The sequence below is a fragment of the Streptomyces noursei ATCC 11455 genome (genome assembly GCF_001704275.1).
In the GTDB taxonomy this organism is placed as follows: domain Bacteria; phylum Actinomycetota; class Actinomycetes; order Streptomycetales; family Streptomycetaceae; genus Streptomyces; species Streptomyces noursei.
This window is the reverse complement of record NZ_CP011533.1, coordinates 4,997,727-5,016,688: the sequence shown is the minus strand read 5'-3', so window position 1 is coordinate 5,016,688 and position 18,962 is coordinate 4,997,727. Positions and strand designations below refer to the sequence as shown.

The 18,962-nt window shown below is 73.7% G+C and carries 17 protein-coding genes; 3 read left to right on the top strand and 14 right to left on the bottom strand.

Annotation, left to right across the window (positions count from 1 at the left end):
- Positions 1-81: 81 nt before the first annotated feature.
- Both SNOUR_RS21220 and SNOUR_RS21215 read left to right on the top strand, forming a co-directional pair.
- The gene (locus tag SNOUR_RS21220; protein WP_067349568.1) at positions 82-1,110 is read left to right on the top strand and encodes an ABC transporter ATP-binding protein; all 1,029 of its coding nucleotides are present in this window, start codon (positions 82-84) and stop codon (positions 1,108-1,110) included.
- Positions 1,107-2,744 (top strand): ABC transporter permease, encoded by a 1,638-nt coding sequence (locus SNOUR_RS21215; RefSeq protein WP_067349566.1) that lies wholly within the window; start codon positions 1,107-1,109, stop codon positions 2,742-2,744. The genes SNOUR_RS21220 and SNOUR_RS21215 overlap by 4 nt, the downstream gene beginning before the upstream one ends.
- A gap of 158 nt (positions 2,745-2,902) precedes the next feature.
- On the opposite strand, the gene SNOUR_RS21210 is transcribed toward SNOUR_RS21215, so the two are convergent.
- The 14 genes from SNOUR_RS21210 to SNOUR_RS21145 all read right to left on the bottom strand — a co-directional run bounded on the left by SNOUR_RS21210 (position 2,903) and on the right by SNOUR_RS21145 (position 17,544).
- On the bottom strand, positions 2,903-3,559 hold the full coding sequence (locus SNOUR_RS21210) for a response regulator (protein WP_039634984.1): 657 nt from the start codon (positions 3,557-3,559) through the stop codon (positions 2,903-2,905).
- Positions 3,556-4,923 carry a sensor histidine kinase gene (locus SNOUR_RS21205; protein WP_312633055.1) on the bottom strand — a complete coding sequence of 456 codons (1,368 nt, stop codon included), beginning with the start codon at positions 4,921-4,923 and terminating at the stop codon, positions 3,556-3,558. The genes SNOUR_RS21210 and SNOUR_RS21205 overlap by 4 nt, the downstream gene beginning before the upstream one ends.
- A gap of 74 nt (positions 4,924-4,997) precedes the next feature.
- The gene (locus tag SNOUR_RS21200; protein ID WP_067349563.1) at positions 4,998-5,789 is read right to left on the bottom strand and encodes an alpha/beta hydrolase family protein; all 792 of its coding nucleotides are present in this window, start codon (positions 5,787-5,789) and stop codon (positions 4,998-5,000) included.
- Positions 5,786-7,144 (bottom strand): kynureninase, encoded by a 1,359-nt coding sequence (gene kynU / locus SNOUR_RS21195; RefSeq protein WP_067349561.1) that lies wholly within the window; start codon positions 7,142-7,144, stop codon positions 5,786-5,788. Before kynU ends, SNOUR_RS21200 begins: the two co-directional genes overlap by 4 nt.
- Positions 7,137-8,021 (bottom strand): tryptophan 2,3-dioxygenase family protein, encoded by an 885-nt coding sequence (locus tag SNOUR_RS21190; RefSeq protein WP_099055714.1) that lies wholly within the window; start codon positions 8,019-8,021, stop codon positions 7,137-7,139. The genes kynU and SNOUR_RS21190 overlap by 8 nt, the downstream gene beginning before the upstream one ends.
- Before the next feature lie 200 nt (positions 8,022-8,221).
- The gene (locus SNOUR_RS21185; protein ID WP_067349558.1) at positions 8,222-8,635 is read right to left on the bottom strand and encodes a DUF3151 domain-containing protein; all 414 of its coding nucleotides are present in this window, start codon (positions 8,633-8,635) and stop codon (positions 8,222-8,224) included.
- Positions 8,636-8,879: 244 nt separating this feature from the next.
- Complete coding sequence (locus SNOUR_RS21180; RefSeq protein WP_067349556.1) at positions 8,880-10,439, bottom strand: MFS transporter; 1,560 nt, start codon at positions 10,437-10,439, stop codon at positions 8,880-8,882.
- A 106-nt stretch (positions 10,440-10,545) separates the two neighbouring features.
- A complete protein-coding gene (fbaA, locus tag SNOUR_RS21175; protein ID WP_067349553.1) occupies positions 10,546-11,568 on the bottom strand; it encodes a class II fructose-bisphosphate aldolase in 1,023 nt (340 codons plus the stop codon).
- A 249-nt stretch (positions 11,569-11,817) separates the two neighbouring features.
- A complete protein-coding gene (pyrE, locus tag SNOUR_RS21170; protein WP_039634974.1) occupies positions 11,818-12,360 on the bottom strand; it encodes an orotate phosphoribosyltransferase in 543 nt (180 codons plus the stop codon).
- Between the two features lie 43 nt (positions 12,361-12,403).
- Entirely contained in the window at positions 12,404-13,249 is an 846-nt protein-coding gene (locus SNOUR_RS21165; protein WP_067349550.1) for an aldose epimerase family protein, read from the bottom strand.
- 55 nt (positions 13,250-13,304) lie between these two features.
- Positions 13,305-14,240: an SRPBCC family protein gene (locus SNOUR_RS21160; protein ID WP_067349547.1), complete on the bottom strand. Its 936-nt coding sequence runs from the start codon at positions 14,238-14,240 to the stop codon at positions 13,305-13,307.
- A 109-nt stretch (positions 14,241-14,349) separates the two neighbouring features.
- A complete protein-coding gene (locus SNOUR_RS21155; protein ID WP_067349545.1) occupies positions 14,350-16,113 on the bottom strand; it encodes a polyamine aminopropyltransferase in 1,764 nt (587 codons plus the stop codon).
- 134 nt (positions 16,114-16,247) lie between these two features.
- The gene (locus SNOUR_RS21150) at positions 16,248-16,766 is read right to left on the bottom strand and encodes a DUF2617 family protein (protein ID WP_067349542.1); all 519 of its coding nucleotides are present in this window, start codon (positions 16,764-16,766) and stop codon (positions 16,248-16,250) included.
- Between the two features lie 454 nt (positions 16,767-17,220).
- Positions 17,221-17,544, bottom strand: a complete 324-nt coding sequence (locus SNOUR_RS21145) for a hypothetical protein (RefSeq protein WP_312633044.1) — start codon at positions 17,542-17,544, stop codon at positions 17,221-17,223.
- Positions 17,545-17,754: 210 nt separating this feature from the next.
- On the opposite strand from SNOUR_RS21145, the gene SNOUR_RS21140 reads away from it, so the two are divergent.
- The gene (locus tag SNOUR_RS21140) at positions 17,755-18,948 is read left to right on the top strand and encodes a pyridoxal phosphate-dependent aminotransferase (RefSeq protein ID WP_067358581.1); all 1,194 of its coding nucleotides are present in this window, start codon (positions 17,755-17,757) and stop codon (positions 18,946-18,948) included.
- Positions 18,949-18,962: the final 14 nt, after the last annotated feature.

Here is an 18,962-nt window from a genome sequence, read left to right as displayed (position 1 = left end):
TCCCCTGTTCAGCGCAACATCTCCAACTTTATACGGTTTCTTAACTTCACAAATTTATGAAGCTAGCGTACCTTCGAAATCATGACGAAGGCGATCCCTCCCTTCCCCGCGATCCGGGTGGCCGGCCTCCACAAGTCCTTCGGCCGGACCCACGCGCTGGACGGCCTCGACCTCGACGTCGAGCCCGGTGAGGTGCACGGCTTCCTCGGGCCCAACGGGGCGGGGAAGTCCACCACCATCCGCGTCCTGCTGGGGCTGCTGCGCTCCGACGGCGGCACCGTGCAGGTCCTCGGCAAGGACCCCTGGCACTCCGCCGTCGAGATCCACCGCCATGTCGCCTACGTCCCCGGGGACGTCACCCTGTGGCGCAATCTCTCCGGCGGCGAGGTCATCGACCTCTACGGGCGGCTGCATCGGGGCAGCGCCGCGAAGCGCCCCCCGTGGATGGGCGGTGGCGGGCGACGGGCGGGCCTGGACGCCACCCGGCGGGACGAGCTGCTGGAGCGCTTCGAGCTCGACCCCACGAAGAAGGGACGCACCTACTCCAAGGGCAACCGCCAGAAGGTCGCCCTGGTCGCCGCCTTCGCCTCCGACGTCGACCTGCTGATCCTCGACGAGCCCACCTCCGGGCTGGACCCGCTGATGGAGGAGGTCTTCCAGAGCTGCGTCGCCGAGGAGCGCGACCGCGGCCGCACCGTCCTGCTCTCCAGCCATGTGCTGTCCGAGGTCGAGGCGCTCTGCGACCGCGTCAGCATCATCCGCAAGGGCCGCACCGTCGAATCCGGCTCCCTGGGGGAGCTGCGCCACCTGACCCGGACCACCGTCGTCGCCGAGCTGGCCGGCCCGCCGGCCGGACTCGACGGGCTGCCCGGGGTCCACGGCCTCACCGTCCAGCCGCTCCAGGGCGGCCCTGGCTGCCGCGTCCGGCTCCAGGCCGACACCGACCGGCTGGGCGCGGTGCTCGGCCCGCTCGGCGCGGCCGGCCTGCGCAGCCTCACCAGCACCCCGCCCACCCTGGAGGAGCTCTTCCTCCGCCACTACCAGGACGACCTGCGCCCCGACGCCGGCCATGAGGACGGCGCCCGGCCCGCCGGGACGGTCGCCCGATGAGCGCCCCGGCCGCGCCCGCCGCCGTCCGCCCGGGCGGTCCGCGCCATCTGGCGGGCACCGGCACCCTGCTCCGCCTGGCGCTGCGCCGCGACCGGCTGATGATCCCGGTCTGGGTACTGCTCCTCGGCCTCTCCGTCGTCGCCACGGGCCCGTCCTTCGCGTCGCTCTACGACACCGCCGCCAAGCGCGCCGAGCTGGCCGCGTCGATGAACGCCAACGGCTCGCTGCGCGCGCTGTACGGACCGGTCTTCGGCGACTCCCTGGGCGGTCTCGTCGCCTGGCGGATGGCCGGGTTCGGGGCGGTGCTCGCGGCCGTGATGAGCCTGCTGATCGTCGTCCGGCACACCCGCGAAGAGGAGGAGAGCGGCCGCCAGGAGCTGCTCTCCGCCGCCGTGGTGGGCCGGCGGGCGCCGCTGACCGCGGCCCTGCTGGCGGCCCTGGTCGCCGACGCCGGGGTCGCCGCGCTGACCGCCGCCGGGCTCGCCGCGTCCGGCCTGTCGGCGGGCGGATCGCTGGCCCTGGGCGTCGCGATCGGCGGCACCGGCCTGCTCTTCGCCGCCCTGGCCGCGATCGCCGCCCAACTGACCGAGAGCGCCCGGCTGGCCAAGGGGCTGACCGGCACGGTCCTGGGCGCCGCCTTCGCGCTGCGCGCCGCCGGCGACGCATCCGCCGACGGCGGCTCCCCGCTCACCTGGCTCTCCCCCATCGGCTGGGCCCAGCGCCTGCGCGCCTACGCCGGCGAACGCTGGTGGGTGGTCCTGCTCCTCGCCGCCGCGACGGCACTGGCGACCGCGGCGGCCTACGCCCTGACCGCCCGCCGCGACCTGGGGATGAGCTTCCTGCCGGCCCGCCCCGGCCCGGCCCGGGCGCCGCGCTCGCTCGGCGGGCCCACCGGCCTGGCCTGGCGGCTGCAGCGGACCACCCTGGCGGGCTGGACGGCCGGTCTCGCGCTCGCCGGCGCGGTGTTCGGCGGGATCGCCAAAGGAGCCGCGAGCCTGGTCGACGGCAATCAGCGGACCCGGGAGATCTTCGAGCGGCTCGGCGGACAGCAGTCCCTGACGGACGCCTTCCTGGCCTCGATCACCGGCCTGCTCGGCATGGTCGCGGCGCTCTACGCGGTGGGCGCGGTGCTCCGGATGCGCGCCGAGGAGACCGGCGGTCGCGCCGAGCCGGTCCTGGCGGGCGCGGTGGGCCGGCTGCGCTGGGCGGGCGGCCATCTGGTCATCGCGCTGGCGGGCACCGCCGTGGTGCTGGCCGCCGCCGGCCTGACCCTGGGAATCGCCTACGGCGCCTCGGTCGGCGATGTCGCCGGCGGCACCGGCCGGGTGCTGGCCGCGACGCTCGCCCAGGTCCCGGCGGTGTGGACGCTCGCCGCGGTGGCGATGGCCGTGCTCGGCCTGCTGCCCCGGGCCGCCGGCGCGGTCTGGGCACTGACCGGCGGCTGCCTCGCCCTCGGCTGGTTCGGCCCGGTGCTGCGGCTGCCGCAGTGGGCGCTGGACCTCTCGCCGTACGGTCACCTGCCCAAGCTGCCCGGCGGGGCGGTGACGGCCGCGCCGTTCCTGTGGCTGACGGCCCTGTCGGTGGTCCTGATATCCGCCGGTCTGGTCGGGCTGCGCCGCCGCGACATCAGCTGATATCGGCTGACATCGACCGACATTAGCCGAGGCCGGCCGGTGCCGGCCGGCCCGGTCGTGCGCCGTCGGAGCTGTAGCGGACTCCGGCGGCGCACCTTGCTCGACGGCGGCGCCGTCCACAGGGTGTGGACAGCGCCGCCGGATGGGCAGCGCCGTCGTCAGCCGCCCGGTGTCACCAGCCGCGCCTCGTAGGCGAAGACCGCCGCCTGGGTGCGGTCGCGCAGCCCCAGCTTCACCAGGATCCGGCTGACGTGCGTCTTCACCGTCGACTCCGCGACGACGAGATGGGCGGCGATCTCGCCGTTGGACAGGCCCTGGGCCACCAGCACCAGGACCTCGGTCTCCCGTTCCGTCAGATCGCCGATGCGCTCCTGCGCCGGCGCGCGCGGCGAGCCCAGCCGGGAGAACTCGTTGATCAGGCGCTTGGTGACGGTGGGGGCGAGCAGCGCCTCCCCGGCGGCGACGATCCGCACGCCCTCGGCGAGCTGGCCGGCTGAGGCGTCCTTGAGCAGGAAGCCGCTGGCCCCGGCCCGCAGCGCCTGGTAGACGTACTCGTCCAGGTCGAAGGTGGTCAGCACCAGCACCTTGGCGTCCGCGTCGGCGGCGACGATCTCGCGGGTCGCCTCCAGGCCGTTCATCTCCGGCATCCGGATGTCCATCAGGACGACGTCCGGCTTGAGCAGCGCGACCTTCTGCACCGCCTGCCGGCCGTCCACGGCCTCGCCGATCACCTCGATGTCCGGCATGGCGTTGAGCAGCACGGAGAAGCCCTCGCGGACCATCACCTGGTCGTCGACGATCAGTACCCGGATCATGCTCCGCTCCCGCCCCGTGCGGTCTCCGCCGCCGTGTTCGCCACCGGCAGGAAGGCCGCGACCTCGAAGCCGCCCTCCTCGGTGCGGTCGGCCGTCATCTCCCCACCGAGCATCTGCACCCGCTCCCGCATGCCGAGCAGCCCGTGGCCGGCGCCCGGCGACGGCTTGGCGAGCCGGCTCGGGGGACCGTTGACGATCCGCAGCCCGATCCCGCCCAGGACGTAGGAGATCTCCACCCGCGCGTCCGCGCCGGGTGAGTGGCGCAGCGCGTTGCTCAGCGCCTCCTGCACGATCCGGTACGCCGACAGCTCCACGCCCTGCGGCAGCGGCCGGGCGGCCCCGGTGACCACCGACTCGACGGTCAGTCCGGCGCCCCGGACGCTGTCCAGCAGCGCGTCCAGGCTGGCCAGGGTCGGCTGCGGGGCCTCCGGGTCGCGTTCGGCGAAGGCGTCCGGGTCCTCGGAGCGGACCACGCCGAGGATGCGACGGAGTTCGGTGAGCGCCGCGACGGCGTTCTCCCGGATGGTGGCGAAGGACTTGGCGAGCTCGGGCGGCGGGTCGGTGACCCGGTACGGTGCGGCCTCGGCCTGAATGGCGATCACCGACATATGGTGCGCCACCACGTCGTGCAGCTCCCGGGCGATCAGCGCGCGCTCCTCCAGCAGGGTGCGGCGGGAGCGCTCCTCGGCGGTGACGCTGCGGGTCTCGACGACCTGCCGGCGCTCCTCCCGCCAGGCCCGGACCGCGGCGACGGAGACCAGGACGACGCCGGAGAAGAACGCCACCGGCGGCATGTCGCCCAGCGCACCGTTCCGGACGAGCACCGAGACCACCGAGCCCAGCCCGAACGTGACCGCCCACATCTCCACGGCCAGCCGCGGCCGGGTGCGCAGCACCACCAGCGCCATCACGGCCAGGTGGACGGCGAAGACGGAGCTCCAGACATTGGCGTACGGCGAGAAGAACCGGGCGCCGATCGCCTCCACCCCGAACGCCAGCAGCGACAGCCAGAAGGCGCCCACCGGCCGGGAGAGGACCAGCACCGGCGGCACCGCCATCATCAGCGCGAGGACGACGTCCAGCAGCTGCCGCGGCGCGCTGGCGTCGTAACCGGGGCCGACGGACCCCAGGAAGATGCAGGCCGCGAGGAAGGCGACGGCGCCGTGGGGGAGCCAGCGGGCCCAGCGCCGGGCCCGCTCCGGAAGCCATGACAGCCGCCGCGCCAGCCTGGCGTCGTCCAGTGGCGGAAGCGGGCGGAAGGCGAAGGCACCGACGAACAGGTCCTGGCGCACGGTGTGCAGCACGCCGTGGGCTATCCGCGCCTCCGAGTGCAGGTCGCCCTGGCTCTGAGTCGTCTTGTTCACGCACACCACGGTAAACAGCAACGGCCCGCCGGGCGTCCCCACCGAAGCGGATCTGCCGACATCCGTCTCAAGTACTACGCGGCTCCGTCGGGCCCCGCGGTGCCCGGACCGCCGCCGCACAGCAGCCCGAGCAGGGTGCGGAAGGCGTCGGTGCCGGGCGTCAGCGGGGCGTAGTGGCCGGTGCCGGGCAGTTCGCGCAGCGCGGTGGCGGCGGGGTGCGCGGCGGCGTAGCGGCGGGAGAGGTCCGGCGGGACGTCGGGGTCGGCGGTGCCGTGCAGCAACGTGACGGGGACGCCGGCGGGCGGGTGGCGGACCGGGTCGGCGTCGGCCAGCCGCCCGGCGAAACCGGGCCCGGCGCCGAGCAGCTCGGCCACCGCGCCGCCGCTGAGCCCCAGCTCGTGGGCGCGGGCGAGGTCGGCGACGGGGGCCACGGCGACGACCCGGGTGACCGGACCGGGGCGGGCGGCGGCGAGCAGCGCGAGATGGCCGCCCGCGGAGTGCCCGACGAGCACCAGCTCGCGGGGCGGGCCGCCGGGCGCCGCCCCGGCCTCGGCCGCGGTCGCGACGGCGGCCGTGACGTCCTGGAACGTCTGCGGCGCGCCGCCGCCCGCACCGACCCTGCGGTATTCGGCGAGCGCGACCGGCAGCCCGCGCCGGGCCAGCTCCGCCGCGCACGGCGAGAGATGGCGCCGGTCGTACGCGGCCCGCCAGAACCCGCCGTGCAGCAGGACGACGAGGGGCCCGGCCCCCGGCCACCGCCCGTACAGGTCCACGACCTGGTCCGGGTGCGGGCCGTAGGCGACCGTGCGGTCCGGCGCCACCGGGGCGAGCCCCAGCAGCGCCGCCTCCTCGTCCGCCGCGCTCACCCGGCGTCGCCGCCGGCCGCGGACTCCTGCGCCGATGCCGACGCCGGCTCCGGCCCTGACGCGGACTCCGCCGCGGGCTGCTCCCGCAGCACCTCGCCCAACACCCACGCCGCCCGCTCCGCGTCCGCGAAGGTGGTGTAGAGCGGGGTGAAGCCGAAGCGCAGCACGTCCGGGGGCCGGAAGTCGCCGACCACACCGCGCCGGATCAGCTCCGCCATCACCTCACCGGCCACGGGAGCACCCCCCTGCGCGGCCGCGGAGGAGACCCCGGGGGAACACGCCAGCGAGACCTGGCTGCCGCGCCGCCGGTGCTCGTGCGGGGTGACCGAGCGGACCCGGCCGGGCGGCGCGTACTCCGACACGCACTCCAGGAAGAAGTCGGTCAGCGCCAGGCTCTTGGCGCGCACGTCCTCGATGGCGACCCCCTCCCACACCTCCAGCGCCGCCTCCAGGGCCAGCATCGAGAGGATGTCGGGGGTGCCGACGCGACCGCGCAGGACACCGTCGGCCGGGGTGTAGCCCGGCTCCATCCCGAACGGGTCGACGTGCGAGTTCCAGCCGGGCAGCGGCGACTCGAACCGCTCCTGGAGGCTCTTGCGGACGTAGAGGTACGCGGGCGAACCCGGGCCGCCGTTGAGGTACTTGTAGGTGCAGCCCACCGCGAGGTCGACCCCGCACGCGTCCAGCGCGACCGGCAGCGCACCGGCGCTGTGGCACAGGTCCCAGACCGCCAGCGCGCCCGCGCTGTGCAGCGCGGCGGTGATCGAGGCCATGTCGTTGAGCTCGCCGGTGCGGTAGTCGACGTGGTTGACCAGCGCCAGCGCGGTCCGCTCGGTGACCTCGTCGGCGATCCGCGCGGGCTCGACCGGCCGCACCGCGAGGCCGGCCATCCGGGCCGCGGAGCGGGCGATATAGCCGTCGGTGGGGAAGGTCGTGGCGTCGACCAGGATCTCCGTGCAGCCCTTGCCGGCCATCCGGATGCCGCCGGTCACCGCCTTGAAGACGTTGATGCTGGTGGAGTCGCCGACCACCACCTGGCCCGGGGCCGCCCCGACGAGCGGGGCGATCTTCTCGCCGATCCGCTCGGGCGCGGTCCACCAGCCGGCCTCGGTCCAGGAGCGGATGCGCAGCTCGCCCCACTCGTGGCGGATCACCTCGGCGATCCGGTCGGGCACCGACCGGGGCAGCGCGCCGAGCGAGTTGCCGTCGAGATAGACGGTGTCGTCGAGGACGAACCTCTCGCGGGTCGTGGTCAGCGGCCCGGCGGCGTCCAGTTCGGCGGCGCGGATCGCCGCCTTGCGCGCCCCGGCGACGGCCGGGCCGGGGCTCTTCGGGGTCTCACGGCTCTCAGACATGGCTTCGCGCCGTCCACAGCTCGGGAAAGACGTTCTTGCGGGCCCGCTTCTCCAGCCAGGCGACTCCCGCGGATCCGCCGGTACCCATTTTCGCTCCCATCGCCCGCCGGGTCGCGACCAGATGGTCGTTGCGCCAGCGCCAGACCAGCTCCGCGACATCGGTCAACAGCTCGCCGAGCCGGGCGAGTTCGGAATCCTGCGCGCCGGCGAGGACGGCGGCCCAGACCTCCTCGACCGCCGGGTCCGACTCGTAGCGCCGGGTCGGGTCGCGCCGCAGCACCGTCTCCGGGATCGGGTGGCCGCGGCGGGCCAGCAGCCTCAGCACCTCGTCGTACAGGCTCGGTTCGTGCAGCGCCTTCTCCAGCGCGGCGTGGTCCTGCGGGGAACCGCGGTGCGGCACCAGCATCGACGCGGACTTCTCGCCGAGCAGGAACTCCAGCCGCCGGTACATCGCGGACTGGAAGCCGCTGCCCTCGCCGAGCGCGGCGCGGTAGGCGTTGAACTGCGCGGGCGTCAGCCGGGCGAGCGGCTTCCAGGCGGCGTTCAGCGCCTCCAGCTCCCACGTGGAACGGCGCAGCGCGTCCATCGCCACCGGCAGGTCGTCCCGGCGCAGCGCGTCGGCGGCGGTCGTCCACTCGTGGACGATGACGGTGAACCACAGCTCCATCACCTGGGTGGTGACCAGGAAGACCATCTCGCCCGGGTCGTCGGACTGGAGGTGCTGGAGGTGGGTGAGAACGCTCGCCTGGACGTAGTCCTCGTACGGGGTGGCATTGCCGGCGCCGATGCTCAGGTCGGGGCCGAACGGCGGGTCCGCCTCGGCGGCCGCGGTATCCGGGGCGCGGTGCGCGGGGTGGGTGGGAGACGGCTGCGACATGAGGGACTCCTCAGGTGCGAACTACCGGGTAGCGGTCCGCTCCTTCCTTGTCGGCTCGGGAGCCCCGGTCCCCTCGGGCGCGGGTTGACCCGGCCCACTGGAAATCATCGGCGCTGCGTCACCACCGCGCAAGAGCCGGCGCACGCCCGCGGCCTCCCGGACCGCCCGCCCCGGGAGCCGGGACGGGCGGTCGCGGCGGCTCAGGAGAGCGTGTCGGCCGCGGTCGGCGAGGAGTCGCGGAGGAAGGCCGTGCAGCGCTCGTACTCCTCCTGCTCACCGATCGTCTGGGCGGCGCGGGCGAGGGCGTGCAGCGCACGGAGGAAGCCGCGGTTGGGCTCGTGCTCGAACGGCACCGGGCCGTGGCCCTTCCAGCCGGCGCGGCGCAGCGCGTCCAGGCCGCGGTGGTAGCCGGTGCGGGCGTAGGCGTAGGACTCCACCACCCGGCCGGCCTCGAAGGCGTCGTCGGCCAGCTGGGCCCAGGCCAGGGAGGAGGCCGGGTACTTCGCGGCGACATCGGCGGGCGCGGTGCCCGAGGCGAGCATCTCGCGGGGCTCCGGGTCGTCGGGCAGGTGGGTCGGGGGCGGTCCCCCGAGGAGGTTCTCGTGAATGGGCATGGGTCCAGTCTGCCCGTTCGCTGCGCTTGGCCGGCCGCCCACGTTGTCGGGTATCCCGCCGTGGGGGTTTGGTTGTGCGCCTGCGGCGCGGACTGTTGGGTGCGGTGGCGGGCCGGAGGGGCAGGGGGTGTCCGGACTGCTGCGCTTTACGTCCGGACACCCCCTGCCCCTCCGGCCCGCCACCTCCCGTGAATGGGGGGAATCCGGTGAGTGGGGGCTTGGGTGAGCGGGTCAGTGCGGGTGGTCATGGGGGTGGGTTGGGGTGGGCCGCCTGGTCCGGGGGGTGTTCCGTGGTGTGTTCGCCGGGGTCCAGGGGTGGGGCGGAGACGCCGCAGTGGTAGGTGCACTCGGCGTGGCACGGCTCCGTGGCCTCGGGTTCCGTGGCGTGCAGGACGTCGCCGCGGACGGTCAGCCAGGCGATCAGCGCGCCCGCCAGCAGCACTCCGGCGCACAGCGGCATGGCGCGGCGGAAGGCCGCCTCGAACGCCGGGGCCGAGCGGTACGCCTCGGGACCCATCCCGGCGAGGAGGGGCAGTGCGGCCACCGCCATCAGGCCGGCGGCCCGGGCCGCGGCGTTGTTGATGCCGCTGGCCAGGCCGGCCCGGTCGACGTCCACCGACGCCAGCACGGTGGCGGTGAGCGGGGCGACCAGGGTCACCATTCCGGCGCCCAGCACCACCAGTGCCGGCAGCACGTCGACGACGTAGGACGCGCCGAGGCCCACCCGGGTCATCAGCAGCATGCCGACCGCGCAGAGCACCGGGCCGACGGTGAGCGGGATGCGCGGTCCGATCCGTTGGCCCAGCTCGCCGGAGCGGGCCGACAGCAGCAGCATCAGCACGGTGGTGGGCAGCAGCGCGGTGCCGGCCTGGAGCGCCGAGTAGCCCACGACGACCTGGAGCTGGAGCACGGACAGGAAGAAGAAGCCGCCGAACGCCGCGTAGACGCACACCGTCACCGCGTTGACCGCGGTGAACTGGCGGATGGCGAAGATCGCGGGCGGCAGCATCGGATCGGGGCGCCGCCGTTCGACGCGGAGGAAGAGCGCCCCGAGCAGGATCCCGGCCACGGCCGGCACGATCACCGCGGGTGTGGCGCCCCGGCCGGGCGCCTCGATCAGCGCGTAGCTGACCCCGGCCAGCGCCAGCGCGCCCAGGACCGCCCCGAGCACGTCGAATCCGTGTGCGCCGCCGGCGCCGCGCTCGCGGGTCTCGGGGACGTGCCGCAGCGCGATCGGCACGCAGGCCGCCGCCAGCGGCACGTTAAGGAAGAACACCCAGCGCCAGCCGGCGCCGTCCACCAGCCAGCCGCCGACGAACGGGCCGACCGCCGCCGCCACGCCGCCCAGACCGGACCAGGCGCCGACCGCCCGGGCCCGGTCGTCGGGGTGGAAAACCGCCTGGATCAGGGCCAGGGAGCCGGGGGTGAGCAGCGCGCCGCCGATGCCCTGGAGCGCGCGGGCCGCGACCAGCACCCCGGCGCTCGGCGCCAGCCCGCACAGCAGCGAGGCCGCCGCGAACCAGATGACGCCGATGACGAAGATCCGGCGCCGGCCGTACCGGTCGCCGAGCGATCCGCCCAGCAGGATCAGCGAGGAGAGGGTGAGCATGTAGGCGGTGACGGTCCATTGCAGGACCGCCAGATCCGCGTTGAGGTCCGCGCCGATCCTGGGCAGCGCGACATTGACGACCGTGCTGTCCAGCATCGCCATCCCCGAGCCGAGGACGGCCGTGGTCAGTACCCAGCGGCCCTGCGGCGAGGCCAGCCTGACCCGCCCCGGCTCGCTCCCGGCCCCTTGCTCCATACGGTGAGCATGCCCCGTTCCGCGGCCACCCGCTCACCGGCGGCCCCGGATGCCGAAGGGCCCCGCAACCGATACGGCTGCGGGGCCCTTCAGGAGCCATGGGCGCTTACTTCAGCTTGGTGCCCGTGGAGCGCAGGTTGGCGCACGCCTCGCTGACGCGCTTGGCCATGCCGGCCTCGGCCAGCTTGCCCCAGCTGCGCGGGTCGTAGGTCTTCTTGTCGCCGACCTCGCCGTCGACCTTCAGCACACCGTGGTAGTTGCGGAACATGTGGTCCGCGACCGGGCGGGTGAAGGCGTACTGGGTGTCGGTGTCGAGGTTCATCTTGACCACGCCGTTCTCCAGCGCGGTGGCGATCTCCTCGGCGGTGGAGCCGGAACCGCCGTGGAAGACGAAGTCGAACGGCGACGCCTTGCCGTACTTCGAGCCGACGCCCTCCTGGAGGTCCTTCAGCAGCTCGGGGCGGAGCACGACGTTGCCCGGCTTGTAGACGCCGTGCACGTTGCCGAAGGAGGCGGCGAGCAGGTAGCGGCCCTTCTCGCCCAGGCCCAGCGCCTCGGCGGTGCGCAGCGCGTCCTCGACCGTGGTGTAGAGCTCGTCGTTGATCTCGTGGGTGACGCCGTCCTCCTCGCCACCGGTCGGGGTGATCTCGACCTCAAGGATGATCTTGGCGGCGGCGGCGCGGGGCAGCAGCTCCTGCGCGATGCCCAGGTTGTCCGCGAGGGTCTCGGCGGAGCCGTCCCACATGTGCGACTGGAAGAGCGGGTTGCGGCCGGCCTTGACGCGCTCCTCGGAGATCGCGATCAGCGGGCGGACGTAGCCGTCCAGCTTGTCCTTGGGGCAGTGGTCGGTGTGCAGCGCGACGTTGACGTCGTACTTCTCGGCGACCACGTGCGCGAACTCGGCGAGCGCCACCGCACCGGTGACCATGTCCTTGTTGTGCTGACCGCCCAGGAACTCCGCACCACCGGTGGAGATCTGGATGATGCCGTCGCTCTCAGCCTCGGCGAAACCGCGCAGCGCCGCGTGCAGCGTCTGCGTGGACGTCACGTTGATGGCCGGGTAGGCGAACTTGCCTGCCTTCGCCCGGTCCAGCATCTCGTTGTAGACCTCAGGGGTTGCGATGGGCATCTGTCCGCTCCTTGTGTGTGCGGGGTGTGCGTTCTTGGCCCTGACCAGGGGGCGACGACTTCGCCGTGGCACATACTCCCAGACTCACCGACCGGCTCCACATCGCCCGTACGGCCGCGGTCCCCGGGGGAGCGCCGTTTCACGTGAAACGGCGCCCGGTGTTTCACGTGAAACCCTGCTCCCCGTTTCACGTGAAACACCGGATTCCCGGCAAAACCACAGGTCAGCGAGAACGACCCGATCGTGTCGTCAGCTCAGGCCGAGGTCGTCGAGCTGGTAGCCGGTGAGGTAAGGGAGCCCGGCGTCGGCGATGGCCGAAGCCGCACCGCGGTCGACGATCGTCGCCACTGCAACCACCTCGGCGCCGGCTTCCCGCGCCGCCTCGACGGCGGTCAGCGGCGAGCCGCCGGTGGTGGAGGTGTCCTCGACGACCAGGACCCGGCGGCCCTTGATGTCCGGGCCCTCGATCCGGCGCTGCATGCCGTGCGCCTTCTGCGCCTTGCGGACGACGAAGGCGTCCAGCCGGCGGCCACGGGCCGCGGCGGCGTGCAGCATCGACGTCGCCACCGGGTCGGCGCCGAGCGTCAGCCCGCCGACCGCGTCGAAGTCCAGGTCGGCGGTGAGGTCGAGCATCAGCTGACCGACCAGCGGCGCCGCCTGGCTGTCGAGGGTGATCCGGCGCAGGTCGATGTAGTAGTCGGCCTCCTTGCCGGAGGAGAGCGTCACCTTGCCGTGCACCACGGCCTTGTCCTTGATCTGCTGCAGCAGCTCGCCGCGCACGTCGTCAGTCATGCGCACGAGCTTAGGACAGCGCTCCCACCCCGGCGTCCGCCGGCTACAGGGCGCGCCAGCTCCAGGTCGTGGAGATCTCCAGCGGATCGATCGGGGTGACCAGGCGCGGGGCGGTGTTCAGTCCGTTCGGCGGGCCGGACTGCGGCTCCACGCAGACCGCGGCCTCCTGCTCGTCGTAGACCACGACCCACTCGGTGCGGCTGGACACCGTCAGCTCCAGCCGTCCCGGCCAGGTGAGCGTCACCTCGACCCCGCGCGACATCCCGAAGCAGTCGTCCCAGGGCCCGGGCTTCGGCGTGATCCGGCGACCGGTCGGAAGGTGGTCCGGCCCCCGCTCCTCCTGCCACTCGGGGGCGAAGTCGATCTGCACGTCCTGGCCCTCGCCGAGGTTCCGCAGGAACCACGGGTGCCAGCCGGCCTGCGCCGGGAAGGAGTCGCCGGTCGCCTCGACGCCCATGGTGAGGGTGAGCGAACCCCCGTCCTCGGCCAGCTCGACGACCTGGGTGACGGTCCCCGGATAGGGCCAGGGGGCCGCGGGATCGGTCAGCTCGTAGGTGAAGGCGGCCGTGGTGTCGCCGGCCCGCGCGGTGTGCCAGCGGAGGTTGCGACCGGTGCCGTGGATGGCGTGCGGCGGGGAGTTGACCGGCATCTGGTGCAGCTCACCGCCGTTGCGGAACCGCCCGTGGTCGATCCGGCCGCACCACGGGACCATCGGGAAGCAGCCGTACTTGTCGCCCTGCCGCAGCAACTCCGTGCCGCCGACGCGCAGGCTGCCGATCCGGCAGCCGTGGTCAGGGTGGACGGTCAGTTCGGTGTCCCCGGCGGACAGCCGTACGCCGTCCGCGCCGCGCTCCCGCGCCGCGCTCTGCGTGGTGTTCTCGGTGCTCACGGAAGCGACCCTAACGGTGCCCCCGCCCGCCCGCCGGGACCCGGGCGCCGCCCGGTCACCGGCGTCGCCGCAACACCCGCCCGACGACCACGGCCGAGGCCAGCACCACCGCGGCGGCGGGGGCCGCCCAGCGCAGCGGCAGCGAGCTCCCGCCGGTCTCCGGCGCGGGCACCGGCGCGTACCGACCGCGCGGCGGGGCGTGGTCCACCTCCTCCGCGCTGCGCCCGATCATCGTCCGGCGGGCGTGCGCGGCCTCCGCGGGCGCGTCCCCGGAGAGCTCCTCCGGACCTCCGGCCGCGTCGAGCCCGTCCTCGTCGTCGTCCGCGGCGAAGACGTCCTCCGCGGCGCTCTCGTCCGCCGCGTCGACTTCCGGTTCGTCCGGGTCGGCCACCACATCGACGTCGTCCTCCGCCGCGCTGTGCGGATCCAGCGAGGAGGGCGGGACCTCGGTGTCGAAGATGCTCTGCGACACCGGCCCGGCCTCGTCCGGGGCCTCGCCCATGGCCTCCGCGATCGGCCGGTCCGTCAGATCCGCCGCGAGGTTCTCCGCGAAGCGGTCCAGCAGGCGCCGTCCGGCGGTCGCCGCGGTCTGCCCGTCGACCGCGGCCAGCCGGCCCTCGCTGCGGACCGTGCCGGTGCACACCAAGGTCGTCCCGGGACCGGGCTCGGTGGCCGGGGCCAGCCGCACGGTCAGCGTCAGCGCCACCGTCCCGTCGCCCCGCGTCTCGGTGCCGCTCGCCTCGACGGTCACCGGTGCGGCCGCGTCTCCGGTCCCGGCGGGGCCGTCCTTAGGGCCGTCGCCGACCGTCAGCGCACCGCGGTAGGTGATGGTGGAGCTGCCGACCCGCAGCCGCAGCCGGCCCTCGGGGCGGTGCGGGACGGCGTCGGCATCGAGTTGGACTCCTGGGACACAGCGCGCCACGCGCTCCGGTTCGGTGAGCGCCTGCCGCACGGTCCCGACGGGAAACGGGACGTACACCTCATGCTCCATGGCATGGGAGCCTACCCAGCGCCCCCGCCGCCCGTGCCCGCTCCGGCGCGAACTTTCTGGTGCGGGCCCCGGACCGGTCCCGTGTCCCGTTGCGGACCGGGCCTGCCGGTCACTGGAGATACCGGGGATGCATCAGCGTCGAGGGCGGCAGTCCGGGGATCCGCTCGCGGGCCGCGCCGCGCCAGCCGGCCCGCACGGCGCTCAGCGGGACGACGGTGGGCGGGGCGTCCGGGACCGTGCCGAGCCGGGGCGGTCGCCGGGCGGCCAGCACGAAGCCCCAGTACCCCGCCCCGTCCGGTGGCACGGCGGAGGGCCGCAGCTGGTCGAAGGACCGCGCCACCGGCGGTCGGTCGTCGGTGCCGGGCCCGTCCTGCGGGGCGACCGAGCGGTCCGGGCCGCCCGAGAACTCCGACGGCCGGCCGGGGATCCGGTACGGCAGGGTCCGCAGGCCCACCGAGCGCAGCGTCGCCTCCACCGTCCAGTACGTCCGGGCCCGGGCGCGCGGCGGCCCGGCGTGCACCACCAGTCGTCCGTCGGCGGCCAGCACCCGGGCGGCGAGTCCGTAGAACTCCTGGGAGTAGAGCTTGGTGCTGGCGGTGATCCCGGGGTCGGGGAGGTCGGAGACGACCACGTCGTAGCGCTCCGGCGGCCGGCCGACCGAAGGGCCTTGGCCACGCAGCCAGTTGAAGGCGTCGGCGGTGACGATCCGCACCCGGGGATCGTCGAGGGCATGGCGGTTGAGGGCGGACAGCCCCGGGTCCGTGCGGGCCAGCCGCACCACCTCGGCGTCGATCTCGACGACCGTCACGGACCGGACCGCGCGGTAGCGCAGCAACTCGCGCACGGCCATCCCGTCACCGCCGCCCAGGACCAGCACCCGGCCGTGCGGGCCGCCCGACATCGCGGGGCCCACCAGCGCCTGGTGATAGACCCGTTCGCTGTCCGAGCTGACCCTCAACCGCCCGTCGAGGAACAGCTCCAGCGGTCTGCCGGAACCTTTCCTCCCTCGTCCGGAACCCGCCCCGATCTCGCGCGGATCGCCCGTGCCACCGGTCAGCACGACCTCCTGGACGGCGGTCCGCTCCGCGACCCGGGCCGCCGCCCCGTACACCGCCCGGCGCGCGGCCCGCTCGAACGGCCCGGCCAGCGCCACGCCGGTGCCCAACAGCGCGAGCACCAGCACATTGACGCCGACCAGCACCCATCGCGCGCGGGTGGTCAGATCGCGGCCGAAGAGCCACAGCACCAGCACCGCGCCGGCGAGGAGATTGACCGCCCCGGTGACCAGCGCGCCCGTCAACTGCCCCAGGCGGGGCAGCAGGAGGAAGGGGAAGGCCAGCCCGCCGACCAGCGCGCCGATGTAGTCGGCGGCGAACAGGTCGGCCACCGCGCCGCCCGCGTCCTGCCGGCGCACCCGCTGGATCAGCGTCATCAACAGCGGTATCTCGGCGCCGATCAGCACGCCGATGCCCAACGAGAAGCCGACGAGCGCGGTGCGGGACTGGCCCAGCCAGGCGAAGCAGGCGTAGAGCGCCATCGCGGAGCCGCCGCCGACCAGCGCCAGCACCGCCTCCACCGCGCCGAAGCCGACCGCGGCCCGGCAGCGCAGCCGCTTGGCCAGCAGCGCCCCGACCCCCATCGCGAAGACCATGAAGGACAGCACGACCGACGCCTGGGTGACCGAGTCGCCGACCAAGTAGCTTGCCAGGGCGACCAGTTCGAGCTCGTAGACCAGGCCGCAGGCCGCACAGACGAAGACCACGACGAGCACCAGCAGCCGACCGAGCCCGGACGGCACCGGCAGCCGGGCCGGCGTCCGGACCTCCGGCGGCCCGAGCGTGCCGGCGACGAGAGGCTCTGGCGGGTCGATCATGACATGAACGCTACGTGACGATTCGGTGCCTCTATGTCACCCACACGAGTGCAGTGTGCGTGCCCCCCACACCAGTTGAGTCGTGTACGGAGTCGCGCACGGAAAGGTGCGGCAGGCCCCGGGGACGACCGCCTTCAGGCGGCGACCACCGCCCGCACCCCCACCCTCGTACGGGTGGCCACCAGCCGCCCTTCCTGCGGATACGCGTGCCAGGTACGCCATCGCACCTGCCCCTGCTGACGCTGCGCCAACATCGCGGTGAAGGCGTGCGGCGAGCCGGGGAAGGTGCCGGCGAGGCCGTGCGGATGCTCGGCGACCAACGCCAGCAGCTCCTGCGCCCGCCCCGCGAACGAGCCGCGCGAGAGCGTCTCGACGTGCGCGGCGAACTCGTACTCCCAGTCGCCCAACCGCTTGGCCACGCCGAGCGGCAACGGCGTACTGCTGCCCGGCATACAGGCGACGGTTTCCGAACAGGTGCCGTGCTCCTCGTCGAGCAGCACCTGATGGGACGCCCCCAGCAGCCTCAACTGCACTTGGGCGTCGTCGAGTTGAAGATTCAGTACGGCCAGCGCCGGCAAGGGTTCCCTGCCCAGCGCCCAGGCCAGGTCGGATGCTCGGGTATCGGTATACGCCGTTTTCAGAGTGGTGAGCATGGGTCGGCTCCGCAAGCACGCAGTGGATGGTGGGCCGGCCCGCCCGAGAAGGGGATCAGGGATGAACGACTGCCTGCCGGCTCGTGCCCACGCGAAGGTCCGAGAACTGGGGGATTCTCAAGGGAGAGGGAACCACGGATGGCGTGACTCCCACAGCGTTTTTACCCATCTTCGCCCTGGTTTCCATCCCCTAGAGGGCCATGCAGTTCACCTGTTCAACACCCCATCGCACAAAGACTGTTGGGCGATTTTGCGCCACGCGCCGGGCGCATATGCAAGGTCGCATGAGCTGCCCGCATGTGTGCCGGAACGGGGCCCCGGAAGACCGCCGGACAAGGACCGGACCAGCCCGGAGAAGCAGTGTGCCCACGGCCGCGGACGAGCGCGTTCCGCGGCCATGGGCACATGCGTACGAGCGCCTGCGGGGGTGCCTCAGCGCCCCCTGGCGCCACTCTCAGGAACCGCCGCCACAGCCACCACCACCGCCACAGGAGGAACCCCCGCCACAGGAGTGCCCGCCGTGATGGCCGCCCCCGCCGCACGAGGAGTGGTGAGGGTGGTGTCCGCCGCCCGAACCGGAACCGGTGTCACCGCCGGCGACCCACCAACTGCCCCCGGCGCCGGCGGCGGTGCCGCTGCCGGACCTCTTGTACCCGCTGTGGCCGGCGTACTTCCGGTTCCCCTTGCGGGAGCCGCCCCGCGCGGCCACGATCACCACCGCCAGCAGGGCGATCGCCACCCCCACGCACAGCACGATCGCCGCGATTCCCAGGATCACTGCCTCACACTCCTTCCGTCCCCCGAAGCGTGGGGGTACCTCCCACGCCCTTCAGGCAGTGGGGGAGCATCGCTCCGCCCGCGCCCCGTGCGCCGGGAGGCCGCCCTGGCCGGCGGCCGTCCTCGTCGTCAGTGCGGGGCTGATGCCCTGGCCCCGGGCGGCTCAAAGCACAGTTGAGGAACTCCAGAGGTTCGGCGGAGGATGGCGCGCATGGACCGACCGCTGCTCAACCACCGCCTCGCCGCCTTCGGCACCACGATCTTCGCCGAGATGTCGGCGCTCGCCCAACGCACCGGCTCCATCAACCTCGGCCAGGGCTTCCCCGACACCGACGGTCCGGAGGAAGTCCGGGAGGCGGCGGTGCGCGCCCTTAGGGACGGCCGCGGCAACCAGTACCCGCCGGGTCCCGGCGTCCCCGAGCTGCGCGCCGCCGTCGCCGCCCACCAGCAGCGCTTCTACGGGCACCTCGGGCTGTCCTACGACCCCGACACCGAGGTCCTGGTCACCGCCGGCGCCACCGAGGCGATCGCCGCCTCGCTGCTGGCCCTCCTCGAACCGGGCGACGAGGTCATCGCGCTGGAGCCGTACTACGACTCGTACGCCGCCTGCATCGCGATGGCCGGCGGTCGGCGCGTCCCGGTGACGCTGCGCCCGTCCGCGGAGACCGGCACGTACCACCTCGACCTCGACGAGCTCCGCGACGCCATCACCGACGACACCCGCCTCATCCTGCTCAACACCCCCCACAACCCCACCGGCACCGTGCTGTCCCGCGACGAGCTCGCCGCCGTCGCCGCGCTGGCCGTCGAGCGCGACCTGCTGGTCATCACCGACGAGGTCTACGAACACCTCGTCTTCGAGGGGGAGCACCTGCCGCTCGCGTCGTTCCCCGGCATGCGCGAGCGGACCGTCACCATCGGCTCGGCCGGCAAGACCTTCTCGTTCACCGGCTGGAAGGTCGGCTGGGTCACCGCGGCCCCCGCACTGATCACCGCCGTCCGCTCGGCCAAGCAGTTCCTCACCTATGTCTCGGCCGGCCCCTTCCAGTACGCCGTGGCCGAGGCGCTGGCCCTCCCGGACTCCTACTTCACCGGGCTCCGCGACGACCTGCGCGCCAAGCGCGACATCCTCGCCGCCGGCCTGGCCGACGCCGGCTTCGGGGTCTACCGCCCGGCCGGCACCTACTTCATCACCACCGACATCCGGCCCCTCGGCGCCGCGCTGTCCAAAGAGGGGGACGGCTTCGCGTTCTGCCGCTCCCTCCCCGAGCGCGCCGGGGTCGTCGCCATCCCCAACGCCGTCTTCTACGACCACCAGGACCAGGGCGCGCCCTTCGTCCGCTTCGCCTTCTGCAAGAGCGTCTCCGTCCTGGAGGAGGCGGCGAGCCGGCTGAAGCGGCTGTAGCCCGGCTGCGCGGG